We start from the raw sequence: 21826 nt of genomic DNA, 5'->3' as shown, positions 1-21826 counted from the left end.
CGCCGGTGCCCGTCACCACGCCGGCTTCTCGACGATCAGCTCGGCCTCGGCCGCGTCCTCCGGGAGGACGATCCGGATCTCGCCGCCGACGTACTGCTGGATCAGATGGGCGCCCTGCGGGCGGCCCTCGGCGTCCCAGCTCAGCGGGCCGACAACGGTGTCGACCTCGTTCTCCCGCAGCCAGTCGATGAGCTGCTGCTGGCAGTCGGGCTCCGGGTCGGCACACCCGACGGCCTCGACCGCGGCGGCGACGACCTGGCCGGTCGTCCACGCGTTGGCCTGGTCCTCACCCGGCGCGGTGCCGTACTCCTCGGTGTAGAACTCGACGAACTCCTGGTTGGAGGGGTAGGTCGCCTCCGGGGTGTAGCCGGTCGGCGCCAGGACGCCCTCGGTCCGGTCGCCGATCGCCGCGGGGAACTCCGGGTTGGTCGGCGCGGTCGAGAACGCCGCCATCCGCGGCTGGTAGCCCAGCTGCTGGAGCGCGAGGATCAGGTTGACCGCGTCCTGGTACTGCGTCCCGCCGACCATGATGTCGGCGTCTGTGCTGGCGATCTGCGCCGCGATGCTGCTGAAGTCGGTGGTGTTCGGCGGGTAGACCTCGTCGGCCACCGTCGTCACGCCCATCGCCTCCAGGCGCGCCTTGAGGCCGTAGGCGGTGCCCATCGCGAACGGGTCGTCCATCGCCGCGTAGGCGGCGGTCTGGGGCCGCTCGGCCGCGGGCATCGCCTCGATCGCGTCGGCCAGGTGGTTGTAGTGGTCGTCGGCGACCGCAGGTGCGGCGTAGAAGAGGTTGTCGAAGCCCTGGGTGAACACCTCCGGCGCGGCGCCGGCCGGCTCGACGAACAGGAAGCCGTAGTCCTGCGCGACCTGCGCGGCGGGGACCACGAGGCGGGTGGAGAACGGCCCGAAGACCAGGTCGACGCCGTCCTCGTTGATCAGCCGCTCGTAGTCCGAGGCGACCCGGTCCGCGCTGGACTGGTCGTCCAGGATCGTCAGCTCGACGTCCCTGCCGAGCAGGCCGCCGTTCTCGTTCATGTAGGCCGCCCAGGCCTCGTACCCCTGCTCGACGCCCTTGCCCGGCTCGGCGAAGTCGCCGGTCAGCGGGAGGGAGATGCCGATCGTGATGGGGTCGTCGCCGCCCTCGGCGTCGGGGCTGTCATCGTCGCCGCTGCTGATACACGCCGTGAGCGCCAGACCGCCGGCGACGGCCAGAGCGGTGCGGCGAACACGAATGGGGACGGTCATGTCGCTCCTCGTTGAACTGAACACTGTCGGTCCCATGCTGGAAAGCGCTTTCGTAAGCGCTTTCCAGTAGCGTAGGGGTGGAGGTTCGACGTGGCAAGGCTCACAAACCGCCCATCGTGCGTGGGTGACAGGCGAAGGGGCGAGGAGTGGCCGAGCGACCGCGGATCCTGCGCCTGAAGGACGTCGCCGAGCACGCGGGCGTCTCGATCGCGACGGCCTCGCGCAGCCTGTCCGGGGCGTCCGGCGTCAGCGAGACGCTGGCCGAGCGGGTGCGCGAGGTGGCCAGGCAACTGGGGTACACCGCCAACCCGCATGCCCGCAGCCTCGCGGCCGGCACGTCCCGGTCGGTGGGGCTGGTCGTGCACGAGATCGGTGACCCGTACTTCACCGAGATCGCCAGCGGCGCGCTGCGGGTCGGCGCCCGGGAAGGGCTCATGGTCCAGATCTGCCACACCGGTCGCGACCCGAGGCAGCAGCTCGCTCAGGTCCGCACTCTGGTGGCCAGCCGCGTGGGCGCGATCGTCATCGCCGGGTCGGGCTTCGTGGACGCCCGGCTGCAGGTCGCCGTCAAGGCGGAGCTGCAGGCCTACCGTGCGGCGGGCGGCCGGGTCGCCGTCATCGGCCGGCACCACCTGGGCGTCGACGCGGTGCTGCCCGAGAACGCCGCGGGCGGCCGGGCGATCGCCGAGCACGTCCTCGCCCAGGGGCATCGGCGGCTGGCGGTCGTCACCGGCTCGCGGGCGCTGACCACGATCGCGGACCGGATCGGGGGAGTCGCCGCGGCGTTCGGCGCGGCCGGCCTGGACTTCGCGACGGTGCCGCAGGTCGAGGCCGAGTTCACCCGCGCCGGCGGGAAGGTGGCCGCTCAGACGATCCTGGCCCAGCACCCGGACGTGACCGCGGTGCTCGCCCTCAACGACGACATGGCGATCGGGATCCTGTCGGTCTTCCGGTCCCACGGCATCGCCGTGCCGGGCCGGATCTCCGTCGCCGGCTTCGACGACGTCGCGGTCGCCCAGGACCTCGCGCCGTCGCTGACCACCGTCCGGCTGCCGATGTCGGAGATGGGCGCCCTCGCCCTCGAGCTCGCGTTGAAGGAACCCTCCGCCCGGCCCCGCCGGCGCGTGATCGGCCACGGGCTCGTGGTGCGCGACTCGACCGCACCGCCGCCGGCAGCTGTGGCGAGCGAGCGACCGTAGACTCGGCCTGGGCCGCCATGAGGAGGAGCATCCGATGAAGTTCCGGGCCGAGCTCGAGTCCAGCGGCAAGACCGCGGCGGGTTTCGAGGTACCTGCGTCGGTCGTGGAGGGCCTCGGCGGAGGCAAGCACCCCAAGGTGGTCGTGACCGTCAACGGTTTCACGTTCCGCACCTCCATCGCGAGCATGGGAGGGCGGTTCATGCTCGGCGTCAGCGCCGACCGCCGCGCCGAGGCCGGCGTCACGGCCGGCGAGACCCTCGAGGTCGAGGTGAGCCTCGACACCGCGCCACGCGAGGTCGACGTGCCGGCCGACTTCGCGGCCGCACTCGCGGCCGATCCCGAAGCCGACGCCTTCTGGCGCACGCTCTCCTACAGCAAGCAGTCGTGGCACACGCTCCAGATCGCCGGCGCCAAGACGGCCGCGACACGAGCTGCCCGCATCGCCAAGTCGGTGTCGCTGCTGCGGGAGCGCCGCGCCCGCTGAGGAAGTACAGCGGCCCTCAGCGCCCCGCGCTCATCGGCCGCCTTCCGGTCGAGGCGGCGGCTCGATGGCCACCAGCAGCCGGCAGTTGCGGTCGTCCCGCGGCAGGTCGCAGGTCTCGACGAGGTCGGCGAGGCCGTCGCGCATCCGCTGCAGGTCCGCGATCCTGGCTTCCAGATCGGACTTCCGGGCGACGGCGAGCACCCGGGCGGCGTCGCAGCCGTCCGGACCGCCGGCGTCGAGGTGGAGCAGCTCCTCGACCTCGTCCAGCGTGAAGCCGAGCTCCTGAGCACGCTTGACGAACCGCAGCAGCCGCACGGTGGTGTCCGGGTAGTCGCGGTGCCCGCCCGGCGTCCGCGGCGGCTCGTCGAGCAGTCCGCGGCGTTCGTAGTAGCGCAGCGTCTCCGGGTTCACGCCCACGTGGCGGGCCAGCTCGCTCGTCCTCATGTCGCCATCATCGACCCCGTACCTGGGTACAGGGTCAAGACCGACGTTCAGCGCAAGTCGCGGGCCGATCTGGCGCCGCGAGCACGAAGCCACGCGACCAGGTCCGACGCGCCGGCCCGGTCGGCGGCGTCGAGCGGAGTCAGGTCGTCGTACCCGATCCAGTCCGCATCGGCCCCGCGGCCGAGGAAGTACGCCGCCGCCTCACGCTGACCGCCATGGCACGCCGCCCACAGACCCTGGGTCACCTCGTGCGCGTCCGGCGCAGGCTCGGCGGCGAAGGCGCCCTCGATGCGGTCCATCAGACCGAGTGCGGCGGCCTCCCAGAGCAGAGTGGTCGCGCCGCGCTCGAGCAGGCGGCGGGCGGAGTTCCACTGGGCGAAGGCGCACGCGTCGGACATCGGCGTGCCGCCGCCGATGACGGAACCACCGGCCTCGATGTCCGCGCCCGCATCGAGCAGGGCATCGAGCACCGCGACATCGTCGGTGCTGGCCGCCCAATGCAGCGGCGTCTCGATGTGTGGGCCGGCGAACCGGGCGTTCACGTCGGCACCCGCCTGGACGAGGGCGGCCACGGTCTCGGCGCCGCGCGGGAAATGACCGGGCCAGTCGGTCGCCACGTGCAGCAACGTCCGCGACATGCCGGTCGCGGAGCCGAGGCGGTCCGTCGCCAGGCCGGGGTGCTCCACGAGCAGTTGCCGCAGCCCTTCCATGTCACCGGAGTGGATCGCTGCCACCGCGGCCACCGCGACCGGATCGCGCGTGTCCAGGAAGGCCATGTCCGAATCCTGCCCTCAGCTCGAACAACTCGCCAGGCCCGTTCACGCGGGGATGGCGTCTCCGGGGAAGCCGTGGCACTGGTAGATCTCGCAGACGATCATCCCGGCGCGGACGCAAGGATCGGCGTCCATGATGTCCTTGGCCTGCTCGGCCGGCACGGTCATGACGGCCACGCCGGCCAACGTGTCGGAGGCGATCGGGCACAGGACCGCGATGACCCCGTCGGCGCGCAGCGACACCATGCGCCGCTGGTGTTCCAGCTCGGTCGCCTCAGCGCCGTCCCTGTACCTCTCCGGGCCCCACCGCAGGACCGCCAGGCTGTAGGGCTTCGCCGTCGCCGCCAGCTCGCGGATCTGCTCGTCGGTCACGGTGTGTTGCTGATCTCTCCTGACGTCGTAGCGGGTGGCGGTCGCGGCGGCGCGGTCGCGCAGGGCGGTGCGCAGCCACTGCGGCTCCAGCGCCTCGGCGTTCGTGGCGAGCTGCCACAGCGCCCACTCGGCGTGGCGCCGATCCTGGAACGTCACCTCCAGCCGCAGCCAGCCGTCCGCGTCGGTGTCTTCGGCGTGCACGGCCAGCGCGGTGCCCACCAGCTGCGCCCGCCGCGCCGGGTCGACCCGGACGAGGACGGTGACGAGGTCGCCGCCGGTGCGGAACCGCGTGCTGCGATCCTGCCAGGCGCGGTCCAGGTCGACGCGGTCCGGTCGCTGCGCGGGTTCGGCGAGCGCCTCGGCGGCCACGACGCGGGACAGCCGGTAGGTGCGGTCCTCGCCGGACCGCGTGGCCAGCAGGTAGCCGTGGTCGCGGACGGTGACCAGGCCGATCGGGTCGACGGTGCGCCACTGCGGGGGCTGGCCCGAGGCCGCGTAGTGGATGCGCAGCTTGTGCCCGGCGAACACCGCGCGGCGGACCTCGGCCACGATGGCGTCGGGCACCTCGTCGGCGACCAGACGGCGCGAGAGGAGGTCGGTCTCCGGGTCGATGAGCAGTCGCTGGGCCGCCCCGGCCGCGGTGGCCCGATGGCCCTCGGGGAGCGCGTCGACCACCTTGAGCATGGCCGAGGCGAGCGCCGAGCCGAGGCCGAACACCTGCGCGCCGCGCCGCGACCCGGCGACCAGCAGGGCGAGCGCCTCGTCGTGGTTGAGCCCGGTGAGCTCGGTCTGGAACCCGGGCAGCAACGCGAACCCGCCGTGCCGCCCGCGTTCGGCGTAGACCGGGACGCCGGCCGCGGACAGCGCCTCGATGTCGCGCAGCACGGTGCGGGTGGACACCTCCAGCTCGCGAGCCAGCGCGGTCGCGGACAGCCGGCCGTGCTGGCGCAGCAGCAGCACCAGCGAGACCAACCGGTCGGCGCGCATCCGAGAACTCTACCGAATACGCGACACAGGATGTCGTGATTCGCTGCGAGGCTTGTCCTCATGACCAACAAGAACGCGGCTTCCGAGCCGAATGACCTGGGCCGATTCTTCATCGAGCGGGCCAACGCGGGCGACGTCGACGGCCTGGTGGCGTTGTACGAGCCCAACGCCGTGCTGGCGTTCCCGCCCGGCAACCTCGCGACCGGGCACGCCGAGATCCGCAAGGTGTACGAGCAGTTCGTCGCGGCCGCGCCGGTGCTGCTGCCGGGCCGGCAGCACCCGGCGCTGGTGGGCGACGACCTGGCGCTGACGGCGTCGACGCTGACCACCGGCGAGGTGACCGTCGAGGTCGCCCGCCGCCAGCCGGACGGATCGTGGCTGTGGGCCGTCGACCAGCCGTCGCTGGAGCCGTGACGCGCATCGCGTCGATCGGCGTCTACGGCTTCACGGGGGAGACCTTCCTGGAGCGGCTCAGCGGCGCTGGCGTGGGGTTGCTGCTCGACCTCCGCCAGCGCCGCGGCGTGCGCGGCCCCGACTACGCCTGGGCGAACTCGGCGCGGCTCCAGGGCGCGCTCGCCGCGGCGGACATCGGCTACCGGCACGTGCAGGAGCTGGCGCCGACGACCGAGCTGCGCCGGCTCCAGTACCGCGAGGACGACCGGCAGGGCGTGGGCAAGCGCAACCGCGTCGCGCTGGCGCCCGAGTACGCCGAGCGCTACACCCGCGAGATCCTCGACCCGTTCGACCTCGGCGCGCTCGTGGCCGGGCTGCCGACCGGCTCGGTGGCCGCCGTTCTCTGCGTCGAGCGCGACCCGGAGGCGTGCCACCGCTCGCTCGTGACCGCGCGCCTGAGCGCCGACCACGGCCTGCCGGTCGCGAGCCTCCGCCCGGGCTGATCGGCCACCGTGGTCGATCACGATCTGGCGCCACCCCTGCTGGACGCGGCGTCCGGCGAGCTAGATTGGTGGTAACCGTCCTGGATGTCCGGGAGGTCGGTTCCATGTCGTGGATCGTGTGGCTGCTGGTGGCTGCGATGCTGGGCGCGGCGGAGTTCTTCACGCTGACGTTCGCTCTCGGCATGCTCGCCGGGGCGGCGCTGGTCGCGGCCGTCGTCGCGGGGCTGGGCGGTGCGTGGCTGCTGCAGATCGCGGCGTTCGCGCTCGCCGGCGCCGCCGGGTTGCTGGTCGTCCGGCCGATCGCTCGCCAGCACATGAGTCACCCACCGCTCACCAGCGAGGGCAGCGACGCGCTGGTCGGGAAGCGGGCCGTGGTGATCGAGGACGTCACGACCGACCGCGGGCTGATCAAACTCGCCGGTGAGACCTGGTCGGCCCGCGTCCTGGACGGCGACCAGGTCATCCCGGCCGGCTCGGTGGTCGACGTGATGGAGATCGAGGGCGCGACGGCCATCGTCTATCCGCGGGAACTGCTGCCCTGACACGACGACGGAGGACACATGGAACTGCTGGTGCTCATCATCGTCCTCGCTGCCGTGGTGGCGTTCGGGGTCGCCTCGACGGTGCGGGTGGTGCCTCAGGCGCGCCGCTACAACGTCGAGCGATTCGGCCGCTACCGCACGACCCTGCAACCCGGGCTGAACTTCATCATCCCGATGGTCGATCGCATCAACACCAAGCTCGACGTGCGTGAGCACGTGTTCACGTCGCAGCCGCAGCCGGTGATCACTCAGGACAACCTGGTGGTGAACATCGACACGGTGCTCTACTACCAGATCACCGACCCCCGCGCCGCGGCCTACGAGGTGGCCAACTACCTGCAGGCCATCGACCAGCTGACCGTCACCACGCTGCGCAACGTCATCGGCAGCATGGACCTGGAGAGCACGCTCACCTCCCGCGAGGTGATCAACGCCCAGCTGCGGACGGTGCTCGACGACGCGACGGGGAAGTGGGGCATCCGGGTGAACCGGGTCGAGATCAAGGCGATCGATCCGCCGTCCACCATCAAGGAGGCCATGGAGAAGCAGATGCGGGCCGAGCGGGACAAGCGCGCCGTCATCCTGCACGCCGAGGGGGAGCGGCAGTCCAAGATCCTCACTGCCGAGGGCACCCGGCAGCAGGAGATCCTCGAGGCGCAGGGCAACCAGCAGGCGATGATCCTGCGTGCCGACGGCGAGGCCCGCGCCATCGAGCGGGTCTTCCAGGCGGTGCATCAGAACGACGCCGACCCGAAGGTGCTGGCCTACAAGTACCTCGAGACGCTGCCGCACCTCGCCAGCGGCGAGAACAACACGTTCTGGGTCATCCCCGGCGAGTTCACCGAGGCGATCCGCACGGTCACCAGCGCCTTCGGCGACCACTCCGGCTCGGGCGCCGCTCAGGCGTCCGGCAGCGAGGACGGCGACGGCCGGGCGCAGGCCGAGCTCGACCACGACGAGCACCGGGAGCTGACGGCGGGGGGCGTGCCCTCAGGTGATGCCGCCGCCGCGGCGCATCAGGTCGCCCAGCAGGCCGCGGCCGCCGTCGAGGACGCCAAGGCCGAGGCCGCGGCGGCCGAGAGCGGTGTCACCACCGGGCCGGGCCGCGCGTCAGGCGGGTGACGCGTTCCACTCCTCGGCGAGCAGGGCGTAGCCGTAGCCGTCGAGCCACTCGCCGGAGCGGTGCAGGGTGTCGCGGACGTTGTGCTCCTCGCGGCGCATGCCCAGCCGCTCCATCAGCCGCCACGAGGGCTCGTTGTCGGCGAAGCAGAGCGCGGTGACGCGGCGCAGGCGCAGGCCGGTGAAGCAGATCCGCAGCAGTGCGCGGACGGCCTCGGTGGCGTAGCCGTGGCCCTGCTGGGCGGGGTGGAAGACCCAGCCCAGCTCGGCGTGGACGTTCCGGGCGGTGTCGGCGACCTCGGCCTGCGCCCAGGCGTCCTCGATCTTGACCATGAGATCGCCGATGACCTGCCCGTCCAGCTCGACCACGAGGCTGGTGGCCAGCCGGCCGGGCTCCTCGAACCGGGTGCGGAAGGCGTCCTCGTCGGCCGGGAGCTCGGTGATCCAGCGGGCGACCGGCTCGAGGCTGCGGTACTGGAAGACGGCGTGGGCATCGGCCGGGCGGGCGGGGCGCAGGACGAGCCGCTCGGTGCGCTCCGGCCAGTCGAGCCGTTGCAGCAACCCGGGCGCCGGCCGGGGGAGCGCCCGCACCGACAGCAGCGCGGCGCCGAGGTCGCGCAGCTGGGTGAGCGTGCCATGCAGTTGTGCCTGGTCGGTCATCGGGCCGGTCAGCGTGGACGTGCCGTCCGGGTGGTGCTCGAGGCGAAGGCCCCCGAGCTGGGTACCCCAGTGCGCGTCCACGTGGCCGTCGACCCGGAACTCGTACGTGCTCATCGGACGCTGAGCGTATCCGGCCTCGCGTCTGGCGTGAATGAGGGGTGACGGCGAGAGTGTGCTGGGCGTCACTCTGGCGGTCGAAATAACGAAACGACGCGTATAGTTTCGTAGTGTGGCGCCGCTGAGAGAACGCGGCGCGACAGCAGACAGAGGAGCCGATCATGCGGCGAACGCGGATGACGACGACGGAACTGGGCTCGACCGGGGCGGAGCTCGAGGATCAGGGGCGGACGCCATGAGCGCCGTCGGCGTGGTCGGGCTCGGCGCGATGGGCGGCCGGATCGCCGGCCGGCTGCTCGACATCGGGCACGAGGTGCACGGGACGAACCGCACGGCCGGCCGGGCGCGGCCGCTGATCGCGCGCGGGCTGATCTGGCACGACACCCCACGCGAGGTCGCTGAAGCGGCCGACGTGGTCATCAGCATGGTGACCGACGACGCGGCGCTCGACGCGATCACCGGCGGACCCGGCGGGGTGGTCGCGGGGGTCGCGGCCGGCAAGGTCTACATCGACATGAGCAGCGTCAGCCCGGAGACCAGCGAGCGGATCGCCGAACGGGTCTCCGCGGCCGGTGCGGACATGATCGACGCGCCGGTGTCCGGCAGCGTCCCGCAGGCCGAGACCGGCACGCTGACCATCATGGCCGGCGGCGACGAGCGGGTGTTCCGCGGCGTGGAGCCGCTCCTGCGCGATCTCGGCCAGAGCGTCACCCTCGTCGGCGGCCACGGTCGCGGCGCCCTCCTCAAGCTGGCCGTCAACATCAGCCTCGCCGTCCAGACCCTCGCGTTCAGCGAAGGGCTGGTCCTCGCCGAACGGGGCGGCATCGACCCGCGGCTGGCCGCGAGCGTCATGAGCAGCAGCGCCATCGGCTCGCCGATGCTGCAGGCCAGGGTGCCGCTGCTGCTGGACCTGCCCGAGGACGCGTGGTTCACCATTCGCCTCATCCGCAAGGACATCGGCCTCGCCCTGGACGAGGCGCGGCGCGGCGGCGTGCCGCTGCCGTCCGGAGCCGCGGCGGCAGCCGTGCTGGACGAGGCGATCGAGCGCGGGTACGGCCGGCGCGACCTCGCCGCGCTTCACCAGGTGGTGCGCGAGCTGGCGACGGGCGGGGCGACGTGACCGCCGCACCGGCGCCGCGGCGCGGGCGGCCGCGCAGCGAGCGGGCGCAGGCCGCGATCCTGCACGCGTCCGCCGAGCTGATCCTCGACCACGGGCTCGGCGACGTCAGCATGGACACCATCGCCGAGCGCGCGGGCGTCAGCAAGGCCACCATCTACCGCTGGTGGCCCACGAAGGAGGCACTGGCGCTGGACGCCCTGTACACCGAGTGGGAGCCGCCGGAACCGACCGACACCGGAACGCTGCGCGGCGACCTGCTCGACCTGCTGCTGCCCTGGGTCCGGCTGGTGCGGGCCCGTCCGTACGGGCGGGTCATCGGGACCTTCATCACCAAGGCTCACAGCGACCCCGGCTTCGCCGCAGAGTACGTGTCGCGGGTGGTGGAACCGCGGCGCGACGCGGCCCGGGCGCTGTTCGCCCGCGCGGTGGAGCGGGGCGAGATTCCGGCCGGCACCCGGGTGGAGGTGGTCCTGGACCTGCTCTACGGCGCGCTCTACCACCGGTTGCTGCACGGCCACCTGCCGCTGACGGACGGGTTCGTCGCTGACGTCGTCGACCTCGCCCTCGACGGAGTACACGGACACACCGGATCGGAGGTGCGTCGTGCCGACGATCGTCCGCAGTCGTGACGAGACGCTGATCCCGGTCCTGCTGTTCGGCCTCACCGCTGTGACGGGCGTGGTCGACGCGGTGAGCTACCTCGCGCTCGGGCACGTGTTCGTCGCGAACATGACCGGCAACGTGATCTTCCTCGGCTTCGGCATCGCGGGAGCGGCGGACGTCTCGGCCGCGGCCTCGGTGGCCGCCCTGCTCGCGTTCGTGCTCGGCGCCCTCGCCGGTGGCCGGCTGTCGCGGCACCTGCAGCACGCCGGCACGCCGCGCCACCTCGCCGTCGTCACGGCGGCCGGATTGGCCGGGACGACGGCGGCGCTCGTGCTCTCGCTGCTCGTGGGTGACGACTCGGCGGCGGCCCGCTACGCGCTGATCGTCGTGCTCGCCGCCACCATGGGCCTCCAGAACGCGTCCGCTCGCGCCCTGGCGCTGCCCGATCTGACCACCACCGTGCTCACCCAGAGCATCACCGGCCTGGCCGCGGACAGCCGCTGGGGCTCCGGCGGGCGCCAGCGGGCGGGACGTCGCCTCGGCTCCGTCGCGACGATGCTCGCCGGGGCGCTGGCCGGCGCGCTGCTCCTGCGCGGCGGCGGCCCGGCTGCCGCGCTCGGCGTGGCCGTCCTCCTGCAGGCCGCCGTGGCCACCATCGCCTACCGCATCCAGCGGTCCTGACGCACCATCCCCACCGAAAGGAAACCAGCAGTGAAGACCTTCACCCTGCCCGGCACCGAGATCGTCGTCCCGAACGTCGTGCTCGGCCTGATGCGGATCGACGGCAAGACCGACGACGACGTCCGCGAGTTGGTGCGCACGGCGCGCGACGCCGGCATCGACTTCGTCGACCACGCCGACGTGTACGGGAACGAGCTGCACGGCTGTGAGCGTCGCTTCGCCGACGCGCTGCAGCTCACGCCGTCGCAACGCGACGAGATCACCATCCAGACCAAGGCCGGCATCGTCAGGGAGGGGCCGTACTTCGACTTCTCCTACGAGCACCTCGTCGAGTCGGTCGACGGGTCGCTGCGGGCGCTGCGGACGGACCGCATCGACATCCTGCTGCTGCACCGCCCGGACGCGCTCGTCGAGCCCGAGGAGGTCGCTCGTGCCTTCGACGAGCTCGAGTCCTCGGGCAAGGTGCGGCACTTCGGCGTCTCGAACCACACGCCCCGCCAGATCGACCTGCTGCGCAAGTTCGTCCGCCAGCCGATCGTCGCCAACCAGCTGCAGTTGTCGATCACGCACGAACCGATCGTCGCCCAGGGCGTCGCGGCGAACATGCTCGGCGAGCAGCAGTCGGTGACGCTCGACGGCGGCGGCATGCTCGACTACTGCCGCCTGAACGACATCACCGTCCAGGCGTGGTCGCCGTTCCAGGCGGGCTTCTTCAACGGAGTCTTCCTGGGCTCGCCCGACTACCCGGAGCTCAACGCCGTCATCGACCGGCTCGCCGCGCAGTACGACGTCCCGGCGATCGCCATCGCGACCGCCTGGATCACCCGTCACCCCGCGCGGATGCAGGTCGTGCTCGGCACCACCACGCCGGAGCGGGTGGCCGGTGCCGCCCAGGGGTCGGACGTGCCGCTGACCCGCGCGGAGTGGTACGAGCTGTTCCGCGCCGCCGGCCATCGCGTGCCGTGACTCGCGGTTATTCGAATCCAGTACTAATTCAGAAACGAAATGGACGCATCATGAGCACCCAGGAAAGAGTCCTTCCCATCGGCGATCCGAGCGTCATCCAGGAGACGGTGAGTTCATACATCGTGTCCTCCGGCGCCCTCGTCACCCGCCCGCCACGGTCCGTGCGTGCCGGCGACTACGTCGCACGCCTTGAGAGTGGCGGAGTCGGCAGCCCGTCCTTCGCGGTCCTTCCCCTGACGGACGACGCTCCGGCGGAGACGATCATTCTCTCGGGCACCGGTGAGGTCACGGCTCGCTCGCCTCGCTACGTCCGCGTAGCGACCCGGAGGGAAGCCGTGGAGTATCGGCTCGACATGCCCGCCACGTTCACCGGCTGGGCATCGCACGACTGAAAGGGCGGTGGTGCGGCGCGGCGCCGCTCGGATGACCGGCGATGATACCGGTTGTCGATCATGAGATCAAGACTGGCTGGGTCTTCTACCTGCGGTTATGGTCTGGGCGTCTCGGGTCCGAACGGGCCGGGACGGGCCGACCGGAGGAGCGAGCATGGACGACCTCACCAGCCTGCGGCACGTGGCGACCTTCTGCGGCAACTGCGATTGCGGCTGCCCGGAGCTCTACGTCGACGACGACGCGCCGGCGGATCGCCGCATCGTCATCACCGACGACTTCGGGCAGCGGATCCAGATGAGCCACGACCAGTTCGACGACCTGGTCGCGGCCGCGAAGAACGGGTCGCTGGACCGGACCCGGTTGCCGGCCGTCGTCTGAGAAGTCACCGGCGCGATCCGTGAGCTGGATCGACACCGCCGGCCGGCGGCGGACCGGCCACCCGGCTGCTGACGTCGCCGTCCGTGCTCCATTGGTGCGAGGTCGCCATGGCGGCCGGCATGGCCGTCATGGCGGCCCGGGCGCTCTGACGGGCTGCTAGCCTCGGCGGGCCGATGATCTACGACTTCCTGCTGTTCAACAAGCCGCTCGCCTACGCGACCCTGCTCGTGGTCGTCGTGGCCGGCATCGTGGCCGGATACCTGCTCACGCGCCGCGGCGAGGCGGGCCGTCGTCCGTTGTGGGTGCTTGCGGGGCTGGCGGTCCTGCCGGTGCTCGGGCTGACCCTGGTGCCCGAGCTCAAGTCGACGGCCGGCTGGCCGGACGAGGTGCGGTGCGCGTTCGCCGCGAGCGTCCCGCCGCTGAACGTCTTGGTGGTGGCGAACGCGGTGCTGTTCCTGGTGCCGGTCTTCCTCGCCGCGCTGGCAGCCCGGCGCCCGGCCGTCGTGTTCGCGGCCGGCGCGGCACTGTCGGCGCTGGTCGAGGGCCTGCAGGCGCTGATCCCGTCGCTCGGGCGCGCGTGCGACGTCGACGACTGGGTGGTGAACACCCTCGGCGCGGCGGCCGGCGCGTTGCTCGCGCTCGGGGTCATGACCGCCGCGCGGCGGCGCGAATCGCCTCGACCCCTTCCTCCACGCGGTCGCGGTGGGTTCGGTGGCTGAGCACGCACAGGCGGATCGCGTTCCGTCCGGCCAGCCGGGTGCTGGACAGGAAGACTCGGCGGCCGGCGTTGACGCGCTCCAGCAGGCGGCGGGTGGCGTCGTCGCCGGCGACCGAGTGGGCGACGATCACCGTCAGGTCCGGGCGCAGCGGGACGTCGAGGTGCGGGTCGGCGCGTAGTTCGTCGTAGGCCCAGCGCGCCAGCTCGAGCTTCTCCTCCAGCGCCGACCGGAAGGCGTCGACGCCGTGCAGCTGCAGCGGCAGCCAGAGCCGCAGCCCGCGGGAGTCGCGGGTCAGCTCCGGGCCCAGGTCGGCGTAGTCGGGCAGGCCGGGGTCGTCGACGAGGTCCTGCAGGTAGTCGCCGCCGGCGCTGAAGGCGGACCGCAGCGTCTGCTCGTCGCGGACCAGCAGGACGCCGGTGCCGTAGGGCAGGAACAGGCTCTTGTGCGGGTCGAACGTGATCGAGTCGGCCAGCTCGGCGCCGTCCAGCAGCGTCCGGCCGTACTCGGTGAGCTGGAACCCGCCGCCGTAGGCGCCGTCGACGTGGAACCAGAGGCTCTCCTCGGCGGCGAGGGCCGCGATCCGTCGCAGCGGGTCGACGGTGCCGGTGCTGGTCGACCCGGCGGTGCCGACGATCAGGAACGGGCGCCGGCCGTCCGCGCGGTCGCGCCCGATCGCCGTCCGCGCCGCGTCGACGTCCATCCGCAGCTCGGCGTCGACGGAGACCACCCGCAGCTGCGCGTCGGTGCAGCCGGCGATCCGGGCCGCCTTGGCGACGCAGTGGTGGGTGTGCTCGGTGACGTAGATCGTCGCTCTCGGGTCGGGCTGGTCCAGCCGGTCGACGCGGGCCGCATGCAGCGCCGTCAGTGTCGCGATCGACGCGCCGGACGTGATCAGGCCGCCGGCGGGCGACGGGAGCCGGAACTGGTCGCAGAGCCACCGGACGACGCTCTGCTCGAGCCCGACCAGGCCCGGCGCCGTGGCCGCCACGCCGGTGTAGCGGTTGACCGTCTGCGCCAGCAGCTCGCCGAGCACGGACGAGTACAGGCCGCCGGCGGGGAAGTAGGCGAGATAGCCCGGGCCCGCGGTCTCGACAGCGGCGGCCACGGCGGTGGCGACCTCGGTCATCAGGCCCGCGAGCGGCCGCGGCCCGGCGCCCGGCGGGGCGGTCGTCGTTGCCGCCGTCGATCCGTCCCAGCTCGCCGGGGCGTCCGGCAGGCCGTCGATGAAATCGTCGAGATAGTCGAGGACGCCCTTCGCCCACAGCGTCCGGGTCGCTCGATCCGGTTCCAGCTCCGAGTGCATGCGGGGGAGCGTAGGGGCCGCGGGCTCAGCGGTCTTGAACGTTCTTGCGCCGGTACTGCCCCGGCGGCACGCCGACCACGCGGCGGAAGTGACGGGTCAGGTGGGCCTGGTCGGCGAAGCCCACCGCGGCCGCGACCGCCGACGGCGGCTGGCCCATCTCCAGCAGCGCGCAGGCGCGCCGGATGCGTTGTTCGTTGAGGTATGCGTGCGGCGGCAGCCCGTAGCGGTGGCGGAACGCGCGGGCCAGCGCGAACCGTCCCGTCCCCACGATGGCGGCGAGCTCGTCCAGGCTCGGCGGGTCGACCAGTCGCTCCACCAGGATGTCGCGTGCGGTCGCGGCCTGGCATGTGCCGGCGGGGGCGGCCTGGCTGGCGTGGTCCCGGCGGGTCTGGCCGTGGCGGGCGCCGAGGCCGGCCAGCGTCGTCAGCAGCAGCGTGCTCGACGTCAGCGCGTCGCCCTGCTCGGCCGCGCCATGCGCCGCCAGCACCGCGCCGGCGGCGTCGCGATCGTCCACCAGCGGCTCGGCGAACCACGGCGAGGCGGCGCCGGTCAGCTCGGCCAGCAGCTGCGCCGGCGGGTAGAGGACGCGGTACGCCCAGCCGCCGGCCGTAGCAGGGACGCCCGTGTGCACGACGTCGGGGTTGATCAGCACCAGCCCGCCCGGTCCGACGTACTCCGTCCGGTCGCCGATGCGCAGCCGCTCCAGCCCGCGCTCCACCACCCCGATCGCGAACGTCGGGTGACTGTGCCGTCCGAACGCGTGGCGGACGAACCGCGCCCGCATCAGGTCCACGCCCGGGACCGCCGGATGCGCCCAGTACTTCGCCGCGTCGCGCACGCGTTCACCGTAGCGCGCGGCCCCGCCCACCGGCGTCGAGTTGATCTTGTCGGTGGGGGTGGGTAGGGTGGTGTGCATGTTCGAAGAAGCGCTGCTGTCTGCTCCGTTGCCGGGTGTTGGTCCGGTGGCGGTGGAGCCTGATGGTGTGGTCGACGCGGAGGTGCGGGCGCTGTTGGACGGGCTGGCCGCGGAGTATGCGGCGGTGCCGGCGGCTGGGGTGTTGCCGTTCGGGGCGGATGAGGTCGCGGTGGGTGCGCAGTTGGCGGCGTTGCTGGCTGGGTTCGATCCGTCGGTGGCTGATGGCTACGACTTGGTGGAGGCGTCGGCCGGGTGGGAGCGGTTGGCGGCGTGGGTGGAGGCGAACAAGGCGCGGGTCGCGGCCGCGCTCGCCTCCCGGGCCGAGATGCGTCCGGACACGTCGGGTTATCGGTCGGTGAACCCGGTGACCAATACCGCGGTCGCGATCGCTGGGCGGTGTCATGTGACGACCCGGCAGGCGGAGTACCTGGTGGGTCATTCGGTGCAGTTGGTGGAGGACTTCCCCGACACGCACGCTGTCTTGTTGGCGGGGTTGATCGATCTGCGCCGTGCTCGCGTGATCACTGACGAGCTCGGTGGGCAGGATCCGGGCGTCCGCGAGCGGGTGGAGGCCGCGGTGTTGCCACGGGCGCCGCAGTTGGATTCGGTCGCGTTGCGGAAGCTGATCCGGCAGTTGCTGCAGGAACTGGCGCCGGTGGAGACGGCCGAGCGGCATCGGCGTGCGCGTGATGGCCGGTATGTGGCGGTGACGCCCGCGTCGGATGGGATGGCGTTCGTGGAGGCGCTGATCCCGGCCGAGGACGCGACCGCCTGGGACACGGTCCTGAATGTGGCCGCTGCGGATGCGAAGCGGGCTGATGCGGCGGCGGGTGTGCCGGCGCGGACGCGGGATCAGCGTCGTGCGGACGCGTTGGCCGAGTGGGGCTGGGCCGCGCTGGGTGCGTGCGCCGACGGCGCCACGGGGTACGTCTCCGCCGCCCGGGGCGACGCCGCGCCTGAGCCTGCCGGGCGCGCTGCCCGCACCGGCGCTGGCCGCACCAGCACGCCTGAGCCCGCCGTCGGGGCCCGCTCCGCCGTCGTCGGCGGCAGCGGCGCCGCCCGCACCGGCTCGCCAGAGCCCCCCGTCGGGGCGCGCTCCGCCGTCAGCGGCAGCGGGCGTGCGTCCGCCGCCCCGGCCGACGCCGCCTCGGCCGACGCCGCCTCGTCTGAGCCCGCCGTCCGCACCGGCCCCGACGTCAGTGGCGGCCCGCCCGGCGACCACGCACCTCTTCCGTCTGCTGTGGGGTCGAGGCCGCGGCGGCGGCCGGTCAGTGTGCACGTCACCATCCCGTTCGCGACGCTGGCCGGGCTGACCGACCAGCCCGGCGAGTTGGACGGTTACGGACCGATCCCCGCCCACGTTGCCCGGGCTCTCGCGGCCGAGGGGGTGTGGACCTGGCTGGCCCATGATCCCGGCACCGGACAGCTGCTCGACCTCGGGCGCACGAGATATCGGCCGACCAAGGCGCTGGCCGAGTTCGTCATCGCCCGCGACCGGACCTGCCGCACACCGGGCTGCCACCGGACCGCCAAGGCCGCCGATATCGACCACCTGGTGCCGTTCGCGGCCGGCGGCACCACCGACCCGGCCAACTGCCACGCACTGTGCGAGACCCACCATCTGCTCAAACACCACGGCGGCTGGTCAGTCCAACGAGATCGCGACGGCACCACCCGATGGCGAAGTCCCACCGGACACCGATACGAAAAGCCGCCCGAACGCCTCGACCCCGACTGAGTGCGTCGATGAGTTCCGGGGGAGGGTGCAGTCTGTCTGTCGTCGGGCACGCCGGAACGGCCACACACAGGAGGCACGGATGGGCGTCATCTTCTCCAGCTTCACCATGTCGCTCGACGGGTTCGTCGCGTACCCGGACGACTCGGTGGGGGCGCTCTTCGACTGGTACAACAGCGGCGACGTCGAGGTGCGGCCGGCTGGTTACCCGATCACGTTCAGGATGTCCGAGGCGAGTGCCGCCTACTGGCACCAGAACGAGACCGAGGGCGTGTTCATCGCCGGGCGACGGATCTTCGACCACGCCAACGGCTGGGGCGGCAAGCCGCCGAACGACTCGCCGACGTTCGTGGTGACGCACCGGCCGCCGCCGGCGAACTGGCCGCCGATCCCGGACGCGCCGTTCACCTTCGTCGACAGCGTGCAGAGCGCGCTCGAGCAGGCCCGGGCCATCGCCGGCGGCAAGGACATCGGCGTCGCCGGGCCGAATATCGCCCAGCAGTGCGTCAACCTCGGCGTGCTGGAGGAGATCCGGATCGACCTCGTGCCGATCCTCATGCGCGACGGCGTCCGCTACCTCGACAACATCGAGAACGAGCGCACCCACCTCGAGCTGCTGCAGGTCGTCGAGGGCAAGAACGTGACCCACCTGCGCTACGGGGTCAGCTACGACTGAACCGTAGGATGGCCGCGATGCGTGGACCACTGACCGCCGCGGCCGGACTGACTGGCAAACTCACTGCTCACCAGCGGCGGGCCGTGAGCGCCGGGCTGATGGTGGCGGTCGCGGTGCTGTGGTGGCTGGCGCTGCCGCCGCGCGACTGGTGGCCGCTGTTCCCGCTCGGGGTCGCCGGGTTCGCGCTGGCGCTGGCCGGGCACCGGCTGCGCGACCGGCTCTGGCTGGGCGCGCTGTGCGGCGTGGTGCACTACGTCGTCGCGCTGCGGTGGATGACGGACTTCAGCCCGCCCGGGTACGCGGCCGTGGCGGTGCTGGAAACCGTGTTGCTGACGGCGGTCGCGGCGGTGTCGCCGGGCCGGTCGGCCGGACGATGGCCCGGCTGGTGGCTGGTCGCGCCCGCGGCGCTGGTGCTGCTGGAGGCGGTGCAGTACCGCTTCCCGTTCGGCGGCTTCCCGCTGCCCGCGCTCGGGCTGAGCCTCACCGACAGCCCGTTCCTGGCGGTCGCGCCGCTGGGCGGAGCACTGTTCGTGACGGCGCTCGCGGCGCTGGCCGGCGGGGCGCTCGCGGGCATGGTGGTCGCCGGCGGCAAGCGCGGCAACCGCGGCAACCGCGGCAACCGCACGAGGCTGGTCGCCGCCGCGACCGCCGTCGTCGCCGTCGGGCTTCCGCTCGCGCTGAGCGGCGCCGCCATGACGCGCGACGCGGGCAGCCTGGACGCGGTCATCGTGCAGGGCGGCGGGCCGCGCGGACTGCGGGCGATCTTCATCGACTCCATGGACGCCACCAACCGGCACCTGGAGGCGCTGGAGCAGGTGGACGGCGAGCCCGACGTCGTGCTGCTGCCGGAGAACGTGGCCGACGTCGACGGGCCGATCGCCGGCACCGCGCTGGACGAGGCGTTCGCCGACGAAGCCCGGCGGCTGGGCACCACGCTCGTCGTCGGCGTAACCGAGGGCGAGGTCGACGGGTTCCGCAACGCCTCGGTCGTGTGGGGGCCCGACGGCGCCATCACCGACCGGTACGAGAAGCAGCACCGGGTCCCGTTCGGCGAGTACATCCCGCTGCGCGGCCTGTTCGAGGCGCTCAGCGACGACACCCGCTTCGTCCCGCGCGACGCGATCGTGGGGACGACCGACGCCGTCGTCGAGGCGGCCGGGACGCCGCTGGCGATCGTCATCTCCTACGAGGTCTTCTTCGCCGACCGGGTCGCCGACGGCGTGCGCGACGGCGGCGAGGTGGTGCTGGCGCCGACGAACGCGTCGTCGTACGTGGGTGAGGAAGTGCCGGCCATCGAGGTGGCGGCGTCGCGGCTGCGGGCCCGCGAGTTCGGCCGGACGGTGCTGCAGGCCGCGCCGACCGGCTACTCCGCGATCGTGCTGCCGGACGGGTCGGTGACGCGGCTCAGCGGGCTGGGCACGCAGGAGCTGCTGGAGCAGAGCGTGCCGCTGCGCACCGGCCTGACCCCGTACGCCCGCACCGGCGACTGGCCGGTCCTGGTGCTGATCGCGCTGCCACTGATCGCCGCGGCCGTCGCCCGTGTCGCCGCCCATGTCGCCGCCCATGTCACGGGGCGCCGGGCTGTCTCGTCTCGGGTCCGGGAGTAACGACCGGACGAGGAGCGTGACGTGATGCGGGTGTTCGTGGCGGGCGGGACCGGGGCGATCGGACGGCGTCTGGTGCCCCAGCTCGTGGCGCGGGGCCACCAGGTGACGGCGACGACGACGAACCCGGGCCGGCTGGGCCTGCTGACGCAGCTGGGCGCCGAGGGCGTGCTGATGGACGGGCTCGACGCGGCGTCGGTCGGCGAGGCGGTGGCGCACGCTCGGCCCGACGCGATCGTGCACGAGATGACCGCGCTGTCGCCGGACTACATCGGCAAGCCTGACTTCCGGCACCCCGAGCGGTTCGCCGCCACCACCAACCGGCTGCGGACGACCGGGACGGATCACCTGCTGGCCGCCGCCGAGGCGACCGGCGTCACCCACGTCGTCGCGCAGAGCCTCGCCAACTGGCCCGCGAACCGTGCGGCCGGCTCGGTGACCGAGGACGAGGCGCTGCCGACGGAGCAGCTGCCGGCCAAGCTGCGGATCATGGTCCGGCCGCTGCGCTACGTCGAGGACGTGGTCGTCAAGGCCGGCGGCGCGGCCCTGCGCTACGGCGGGTTCTACGGTCCCGGCGGCGGCATCGAGGATCAGATCGACCTCGTCCGCAAGCGGCGGATGCCGGTCATCGGCGGCGGCGCCGGCTACTTCTCGTGGGTGCACATCGACGACGCCGCGAGCGCTACCGTGCTGGCTGTGGAGCAGCAGGCGAACGGCGTGTTCAACATCGTCGACGACGAGCCGGCCCCGGTCCGCGAGTGGCTGCCGTACCTGGCCTCGTGCGTCGGGGCGAAGCGGCCGTTGCGCGTCCCCGCATGGCTGGTCCGGCCGTTCGCCGGCGAGATGGGGGTGGCGATCATGACTCAGGGCCGGCCCTTCTCCAACGCCAAGGCCAAGCGGGAGCTCGGCTGGGACCTGCGGTATCCCACCTGGCGCGAGGGCTTCAAGAGCGAGGGTTCCAAGGAGGAAGCGGCATGACGCCCACGGAGGAGTTCCAGGACCTGCGGCCGCTGTTGTTCTCCATCGCCTACCGGCTGCTCGGCAGCGTGAGCGAGGCCGAGGACGCGGTGCAGGAGACCTGGCTGCGCTACCAGACCGCCACGACCCGCCCGGTGTCGGTGAAGGCGTACCTGTCGGCCGTGGTCACGCGGGTGTCGATCGACGTGCTGCGCTCGGCCCGGGTGCGGCGCGAGGAGTACGTCGGGCCGTGGCTGCCCGAGCCGCTGGCCACCGACCCGTACGACGACCCGGCCCGGTCGGCCGAGCTGGCCGACTCGGTGTCGATGGCCGCGCTGCTGCTGCTCGAGCGGCTCAGCCCGCTGGAACGGGCGGTGTTCGTGCTGCGTGACGTGTTCGGTTTCGGCTTCCCGGAGATCGCGGCCGCCGTCGGCCGGTCCGAGGCGGCCTGCCGCCAGCTCGCCGTCCGGGCGCGGCGGCACATGGACGACGGCCGCCCGCGGTTCGCGGCCGATCGGGAGGAGCGCGACGAGCTCGCGGCGCGGTTCTTCGGGGCGGTCCGCGACGGCGACGTCGACGGGCTGCGCGAGCTGCTCGCCGCCGACGTGCAGATGGTCGGCGACGGCGGCGGCAAGGCGCCCGCGCTGGCCAAGGGCGTGTACGGCGCCGACAACGTGGCCCGGCTGGTCGGGTCGTTCATGCCGGCGCTGGCCGCGATCGGCGCGGCGATCGAGCCACAGACCCTGAACGGCCAGCCCGGCGCGGTGGTCCGCGACCGCGACGGCGCGCTGATCGGCACGATGACGCTGGACGTGCTCGACGGCCGGATCCAGGCGATCCGCTCGGTGGTCAACCCCGACAAGCTGCACCACCTCGGCCCGCTGTCCGACGCGTGGGCGGTCGCCAACGAGGTGCGCCGGGCTCGTCGCCGCTGACC

At 72.7% G+C, this 21826-nt stretch carries 24 protein-coding genes and 1 pseudogene; 18 read left to right on the top strand and 7 right to left on the bottom strand.

The window, feature by feature from the left end; genetic code table 11:
* Positions 1 to 12: 12 nt before the first annotated feature.
* Positions 13 to 1245: an amino acid ABC transporter substrate-binding protein gene (locus BLV05_RS22555; protein WP_046769991.1), complete on the bottom strand. Its 1233-nt coding sequence runs from the start codon at positions 1243 to 1245 to the stop codon at positions 13 to 15.
* Positions 1246 to 1391: 146 nt separating this feature from the next.
* On the opposite strand from BLV05_RS22555, the gene BLV05_RS22550 reads away from it, so the two are divergent.
* Together BLV05_RS22550 and BLV05_RS22545 are read left to right on the top strand one after the other, a co-directional pair.
* Positions 1392 to 2444: a LacI family DNA-binding transcriptional regulator gene (locus BLV05_RS22550; RefSeq protein ID WP_046769990.1), complete on the top strand. Its 1053-nt coding sequence runs from the start codon at positions 1392 to 1394 to the stop codon at positions 2442 to 2444.
* Between the two features lie 34 nt (positions 2445 to 2478).
* Positions 2479 to 2928 (top strand): DUF1905 domain-containing protein, encoded by a 450-nt coding sequence (locus tag BLV05_RS22545; RefSeq protein WP_046769989.1) that lies wholly within the window; start codon positions 2479 to 2481, stop codon positions 2926 to 2928.
* 30 nt (positions 2929 to 2958) lie between these two features.
* On the opposite strand, the gene BLV05_RS22540 is transcribed toward BLV05_RS22545, so the two are convergent.
* The 3 genes and pseudogenes from BLV05_RS22540 to BLV05_RS22530 all read right to left on the bottom strand — a co-directional run.
* Positions 2959 to 3372: a MerR family transcriptional regulator gene (locus BLV05_RS22540; RefSeq protein WP_046769988.1), complete on the bottom strand. Its 414-nt coding sequence runs from the start codon at positions 3370 to 3372 to the stop codon at positions 2959 to 2961.
* Between the two features lie 47 nt (positions 3373 to 3419).
* On the bottom strand, positions 3420 to 4148 hold the full coding sequence (locus BLV05_RS22535; protein WP_083421363.1) for an ankyrin repeat domain-containing protein: 729 nt from the start codon (positions 4146 to 4148) through the stop codon (positions 3420 to 3422).
* Positions 4149 to 4541: 393 nt separating this feature from the next.
* A pseudogene (locus BLV05_RS22530) lies at positions 4542 to 5504 on the bottom strand (helix-turn-helix transcriptional regulator); the annotation flags it as partial.
* 60 nt (positions 5505 to 5564) lie between these two features.
* On the opposite strand from BLV05_RS22530, the gene BLV05_RS22525 reads away from it, so the two are divergent.
* The 4 genes from BLV05_RS22525 to BLV05_RS22510 all read left to right on the top strand — a co-directional run bounded on the left by BLV05_RS22525 (position 5565) and on the right by BLV05_RS22510 (position 8064).
* Entirely contained in the window at positions 5565 to 5918 is a 354-nt protein-coding gene (locus BLV05_RS22525) for a YybH family protein (RefSeq protein ID WP_046769986.1), read from the top strand.
* The gene (locus tag BLV05_RS22520; protein ID WP_046769985.1) at positions 5915 to 6400 is read left to right on the top strand and encodes a DUF488 domain-containing protein; all 486 of its coding nucleotides are present in this window, start codon (positions 5915 to 5917) and stop codon (positions 6398 to 6400) included. The genes BLV05_RS22525 and BLV05_RS22520 overlap by 4 nt, the downstream gene beginning before the upstream one ends.
* A 104-nt stretch (positions 6401 to 6504) precedes the next feature.
* Positions 6505 to 6942, top strand: a complete 438-nt coding sequence (locus BLV05_RS22515; RefSeq protein ID WP_083421362.1) for an NfeD family protein — start codon at positions 6505 to 6507, stop codon at positions 6940 to 6942.
* 18 nt (positions 6943 to 6960) lie between these two features.
* Entirely contained in the window at positions 6961 to 8064 is a 1104-nt protein-coding gene (locus BLV05_RS22510; protein WP_083421361.1) for an SPFH domain-containing protein, read from the top strand.
* On the opposite strand, the gene BLV05_RS22505 is transcribed toward BLV05_RS22510, so the two are convergent.
* A complete protein-coding gene (locus BLV05_RS22505; protein WP_197683261.1) occupies positions 8053 to 8835 on the bottom strand; it encodes a GNAT family N-acetyltransferase in 783 nt (260 codons plus the stop codon). The genes BLV05_RS22510 and BLV05_RS22505 overlap by 12 nt on opposite strands.
* Positions 8836 to 9073: 238 nt before the next feature.
* On the opposite strand from BLV05_RS22505, the gene BLV05_RS22500 reads away from it, so the two are divergent.
* The 7 genes from BLV05_RS22500 (at position 9074) to BLV05_RS22470 (ending at position 13698) form a co-directional block, all read left to right on the top strand.
* Positions 9074 to 9958: an NAD(P)-dependent oxidoreductase gene (locus BLV05_RS22500; protein ID WP_046772689.1), complete on the top strand. Its 885-nt coding sequence runs from the start codon at positions 9074 to 9076 to the stop codon at positions 9956 to 9958.
* Positions 9955 to 10587 carry a TetR/AcrR family transcriptional regulator gene (locus tag BLV05_RS22495; protein ID WP_046772690.1) on the top strand — a complete coding sequence of 211 codons (633 nt, stop codon included), beginning with the start codon at positions 9955 to 9957 and terminating at the stop codon, positions 10585 to 10587. The genes BLV05_RS22500 and BLV05_RS22495 overlap by 4 nt, the downstream gene beginning before the upstream one ends.
* Positions 10562 to 11242 (top strand): YoaK family protein, encoded by a 681-nt coding sequence (locus BLV05_RS22490; protein WP_046772691.1) that lies wholly within the window; start codon positions 10562 to 10564, stop codon positions 11240 to 11242. The genes BLV05_RS22495 and BLV05_RS22490 overlap by 26 nt, the downstream gene beginning before the upstream one ends.
* A 30-nt stretch (positions 11243 to 11272) precedes the next feature.
* Positions 11273 to 12208 (top strand): aldo/keto reductase, encoded by a 936-nt coding sequence (locus BLV05_RS22485; protein WP_046772692.1) that lies wholly within the window; start codon positions 11273 to 11275, stop codon positions 12206 to 12208.
* Positions 12209 to 12258: 50 nt separating this feature from the next.
* Complete coding sequence (locus BLV05_RS22480) at positions 12259 to 12600, top strand: hypothetical protein (protein WP_046772693.1); 342 nt, start codon at positions 12259 to 12261, stop codon at positions 12598 to 12600.
* A gap of 154 nt (positions 12601 to 12754) precedes the next feature.
* Positions 12755 to 12979: a hypothetical protein gene (locus tag BLV05_RS22475; RefSeq protein WP_046772694.1), complete on the top strand. Its 225-nt coding sequence runs from the start codon at positions 12755 to 12757 to the stop codon at positions 12977 to 12979.
* 173 nt (positions 12980 to 13152) lie between these two features.
* Entirely contained in the window at positions 13153 to 13698 is a 546-nt protein-coding gene (locus tag BLV05_RS22470) for a VanZ family protein (protein ID WP_046772695.1), read from the top strand.
* On the opposite strand, the gene BLV05_RS22465 is transcribed toward BLV05_RS22470, so the two are convergent.
* Positions 13625 to 15001, bottom strand: a complete 1377-nt coding sequence (locus BLV05_RS22465) for a pyridoxal phosphate-dependent decarboxylase family protein (protein WP_046772696.1) — start codon at positions 14999 to 15001, stop codon at positions 13625 to 13627. The two genes, BLV05_RS22470 and BLV05_RS22465, sit on opposite strands and share 74 nt — an antisense overlap.
* A 25-nt stretch (positions 15002 to 15026) precedes the next feature.
* Complete coding sequence (locus tag BLV05_RS22460) at positions 15027 to 15917, bottom strand: helix-turn-helix domain-containing protein (RefSeq protein WP_082155824.1); 891 nt, start codon at positions 15915 to 15917, stop codon at positions 15027 to 15029.
* On the opposite strand from BLV05_RS22460, the gene BLV05_RS22455 reads away from it, so the two are divergent.
* The 5 genes from BLV05_RS22455 (at position 15916) to BLV05_RS22435 (ending at position 21824) form a co-directional block, all read left to right on the top strand.
* Positions 15916 to 17655 carry an HNH endonuclease signature motif containing protein gene (locus tag BLV05_RS22455; RefSeq protein ID WP_083421360.1) on the top strand — a complete coding sequence of 580 codons (1740 nt, stop codon included), beginning with the start codon at positions 15916 to 15918 and terminating at the stop codon, positions 17653 to 17655. The genes BLV05_RS22460 and BLV05_RS22455 overlap by 2 nt on opposite strands.
* Before the next feature lie 79 nt (positions 17656 to 17734).
* Entirely contained in the window at positions 17735 to 18328 is a 594-nt protein-coding gene (locus BLV05_RS22450; protein ID WP_046772699.1) for a dihydrofolate reductase family protein, read from the top strand.
* A 17-nt stretch (positions 18329 to 18345) separates the two neighbouring features.
* The gene (gene lnt, locus BLV05_RS22445) at positions 18346 to 19935 is read left to right on the top strand and encodes an apolipoprotein N-acyltransferase (protein ID WP_197683260.1); all 1590 of its coding nucleotides are present in this window, start codon (positions 18346 to 18348) and stop codon (positions 19933 to 19935) included.
* Positions 19936 to 19959: 24 nt separating this feature from the next.
* The gene (locus tag BLV05_RS22440) at positions 19960 to 20910 is read left to right on the top strand and encodes an NAD-dependent epimerase/dehydratase family protein (protein ID WP_046772700.1); all 951 of its coding nucleotides are present in this window, start codon (positions 19960 to 19962) and stop codon (positions 20908 to 20910) included.
* Entirely contained in the window at positions 20907 to 21824 is a 918-nt protein-coding gene (locus BLV05_RS22435) for an RNA polymerase sigma-70 factor (protein WP_046772701.1), read from the top strand. Before BLV05_RS22440 ends, BLV05_RS22435 begins: the two co-directional genes overlap by 4 nt.
* The last annotated feature ends 2 nt before the right edge of the window (positions 21825 to 21826 follow it).

Source organism: Jiangella alkaliphila, assembly GCF_900105925.1.
In the GTDB taxonomy this organism is placed as follows: Bacteria; Actinomycetota; Actinomycetes; order Jiangellales; family Jiangellaceae; genus Jiangella; species Jiangella alkaliphila.
This window is presented reverse-complemented; position numbering and strand designations above follow the sequence as displayed.

Excerpts from the sequence above, each read along its gene's own strand:
- BLV05_RS22555 (WP_046769991.1), bottom strand. The coding sequence starts at position 1,245 with ATGACCGTCCCCATTCGTGTTCGCCGCACCGCTCTGGCCGTCGCCGGC.
- BLV05_RS22545 (WP_046769989.1), top strand. The coding sequence starts at position 2,479 with ATGAAGTTCCGGGCCGAGCTCGAGTCCAGCGGCAAGACCGCGGCGGGT.
- BLV05_RS22540 (WP_046769988.1), bottom strand. The coding sequence starts at position 3,372 with ATGAGGACGAGCGAGCTGGCCCGCCACGTGGGCGTGAACCCGGAGACG.
- BLV05_RS22535 (WP_083421363.1), bottom strand. The coding sequence starts at position 4,148 with ATGGCCTTCCTGGACACGCGCGATCCGGTCGCGGTGGCCGCGGTGGCA.
- BLV05_RS22525 (WP_046769986.1), top strand. The coding sequence starts at position 5,565 with ATGACCAACAAGAACGCGGCTTCCGAGCCGAATGACCTGGGCCGATTC.
- BLV05_RS22515 (WP_083421362.1), top strand. The coding sequence starts at position 6,505 with ATGTCGTGGATCGTGTGGCTGCTGGTGGCTGCGATGCTGGGCGCGGCG.
- BLV05_RS22510 (WP_083421361.1), top strand. The coding sequence starts at position 6,961 with ATGGAACTGCTGGTGCTCATCATCGTCCTCGCTGCCGTGGTGGCGTTC.
- BLV05_RS22505 (WP_197683261.1), bottom strand. The coding sequence starts at position 8,835 with ATGAGCACGTACGAGTTCCGGGTCGACGGCCACGTGGACGCGCACTGG.
- BLV05_RS22500 (WP_046772689.1), top strand. The coding sequence starts at position 9,074 with ATGAGCGCCGTCGGCGTGGTCGGGCTCGGCGCGATGGGCGGCCGGATC.
- BLV05_RS22480 (WP_046772693.1), top strand. The coding sequence starts at position 12,259 with ATGAGCACCCAGGAAAGAGTCCTTCCCATCGGCGATCCGAGCGTCATC.
- BLV05_RS22475 (WP_046772694.1), top strand. The coding sequence starts at position 12,755 with ATGGACGACCTCACCAGCCTGCGGCACGTGGCGACCTTCTGCGGCAAC.
- BLV05_RS22470 (WP_046772695.1), top strand. The coding sequence starts at position 13,153 with ATGATCTACGACTTCCTGCTGTTCAACAAGCCGCTCGCCTACGCGACC.
- BLV05_RS22465 (WP_046772696.1), bottom strand. The coding sequence starts at position 15,001 with ATGCACTCGGAGCTGGAACCGGATCGAGCGACCCGGACGCTGTGGGCG.
- BLV05_RS22455 (WP_083421360.1), top strand. The coding sequence starts at position 15,916 with ATGTTCGAAGAAGCGCTGCTGTCTGCTCCGTTGCCGGGTGTTGGTCCG.
- BLV05_RS22460 (WP_082155824.1), bottom strand. The coding sequence starts at position 15,917 with ATGCACACCACCCTACCCACCCCCACCGACAAGATCAACTCGACGCCG.
- BLV05_RS22450 (WP_046772699.1), top strand. The coding sequence starts at position 17,735 with ATGGGCGTCATCTTCTCCAGCTTCACCATGTCGCTCGACGGGTTCGTC.
- lnt (WP_197683260.1), top strand. The coding sequence starts at position 18,346 with ATGCGTGGACCACTGACCGCCGCGGCCGGACTGACTGGCAAACTCACT.
- BLV05_RS22440 (WP_046772700.1), top strand. The coding sequence starts at position 19,960 with ATGCGGGTGTTCGTGGCGGGCGGGACCGGGGCGATCGGACGGCGTCTG.
- BLV05_RS22435 (WP_046772701.1), top strand. The coding sequence starts at position 20,907 with ATGACGCCCACGGAGGAGTTCCAGGACCTGCGGCCGCTGTTGTTCTCC.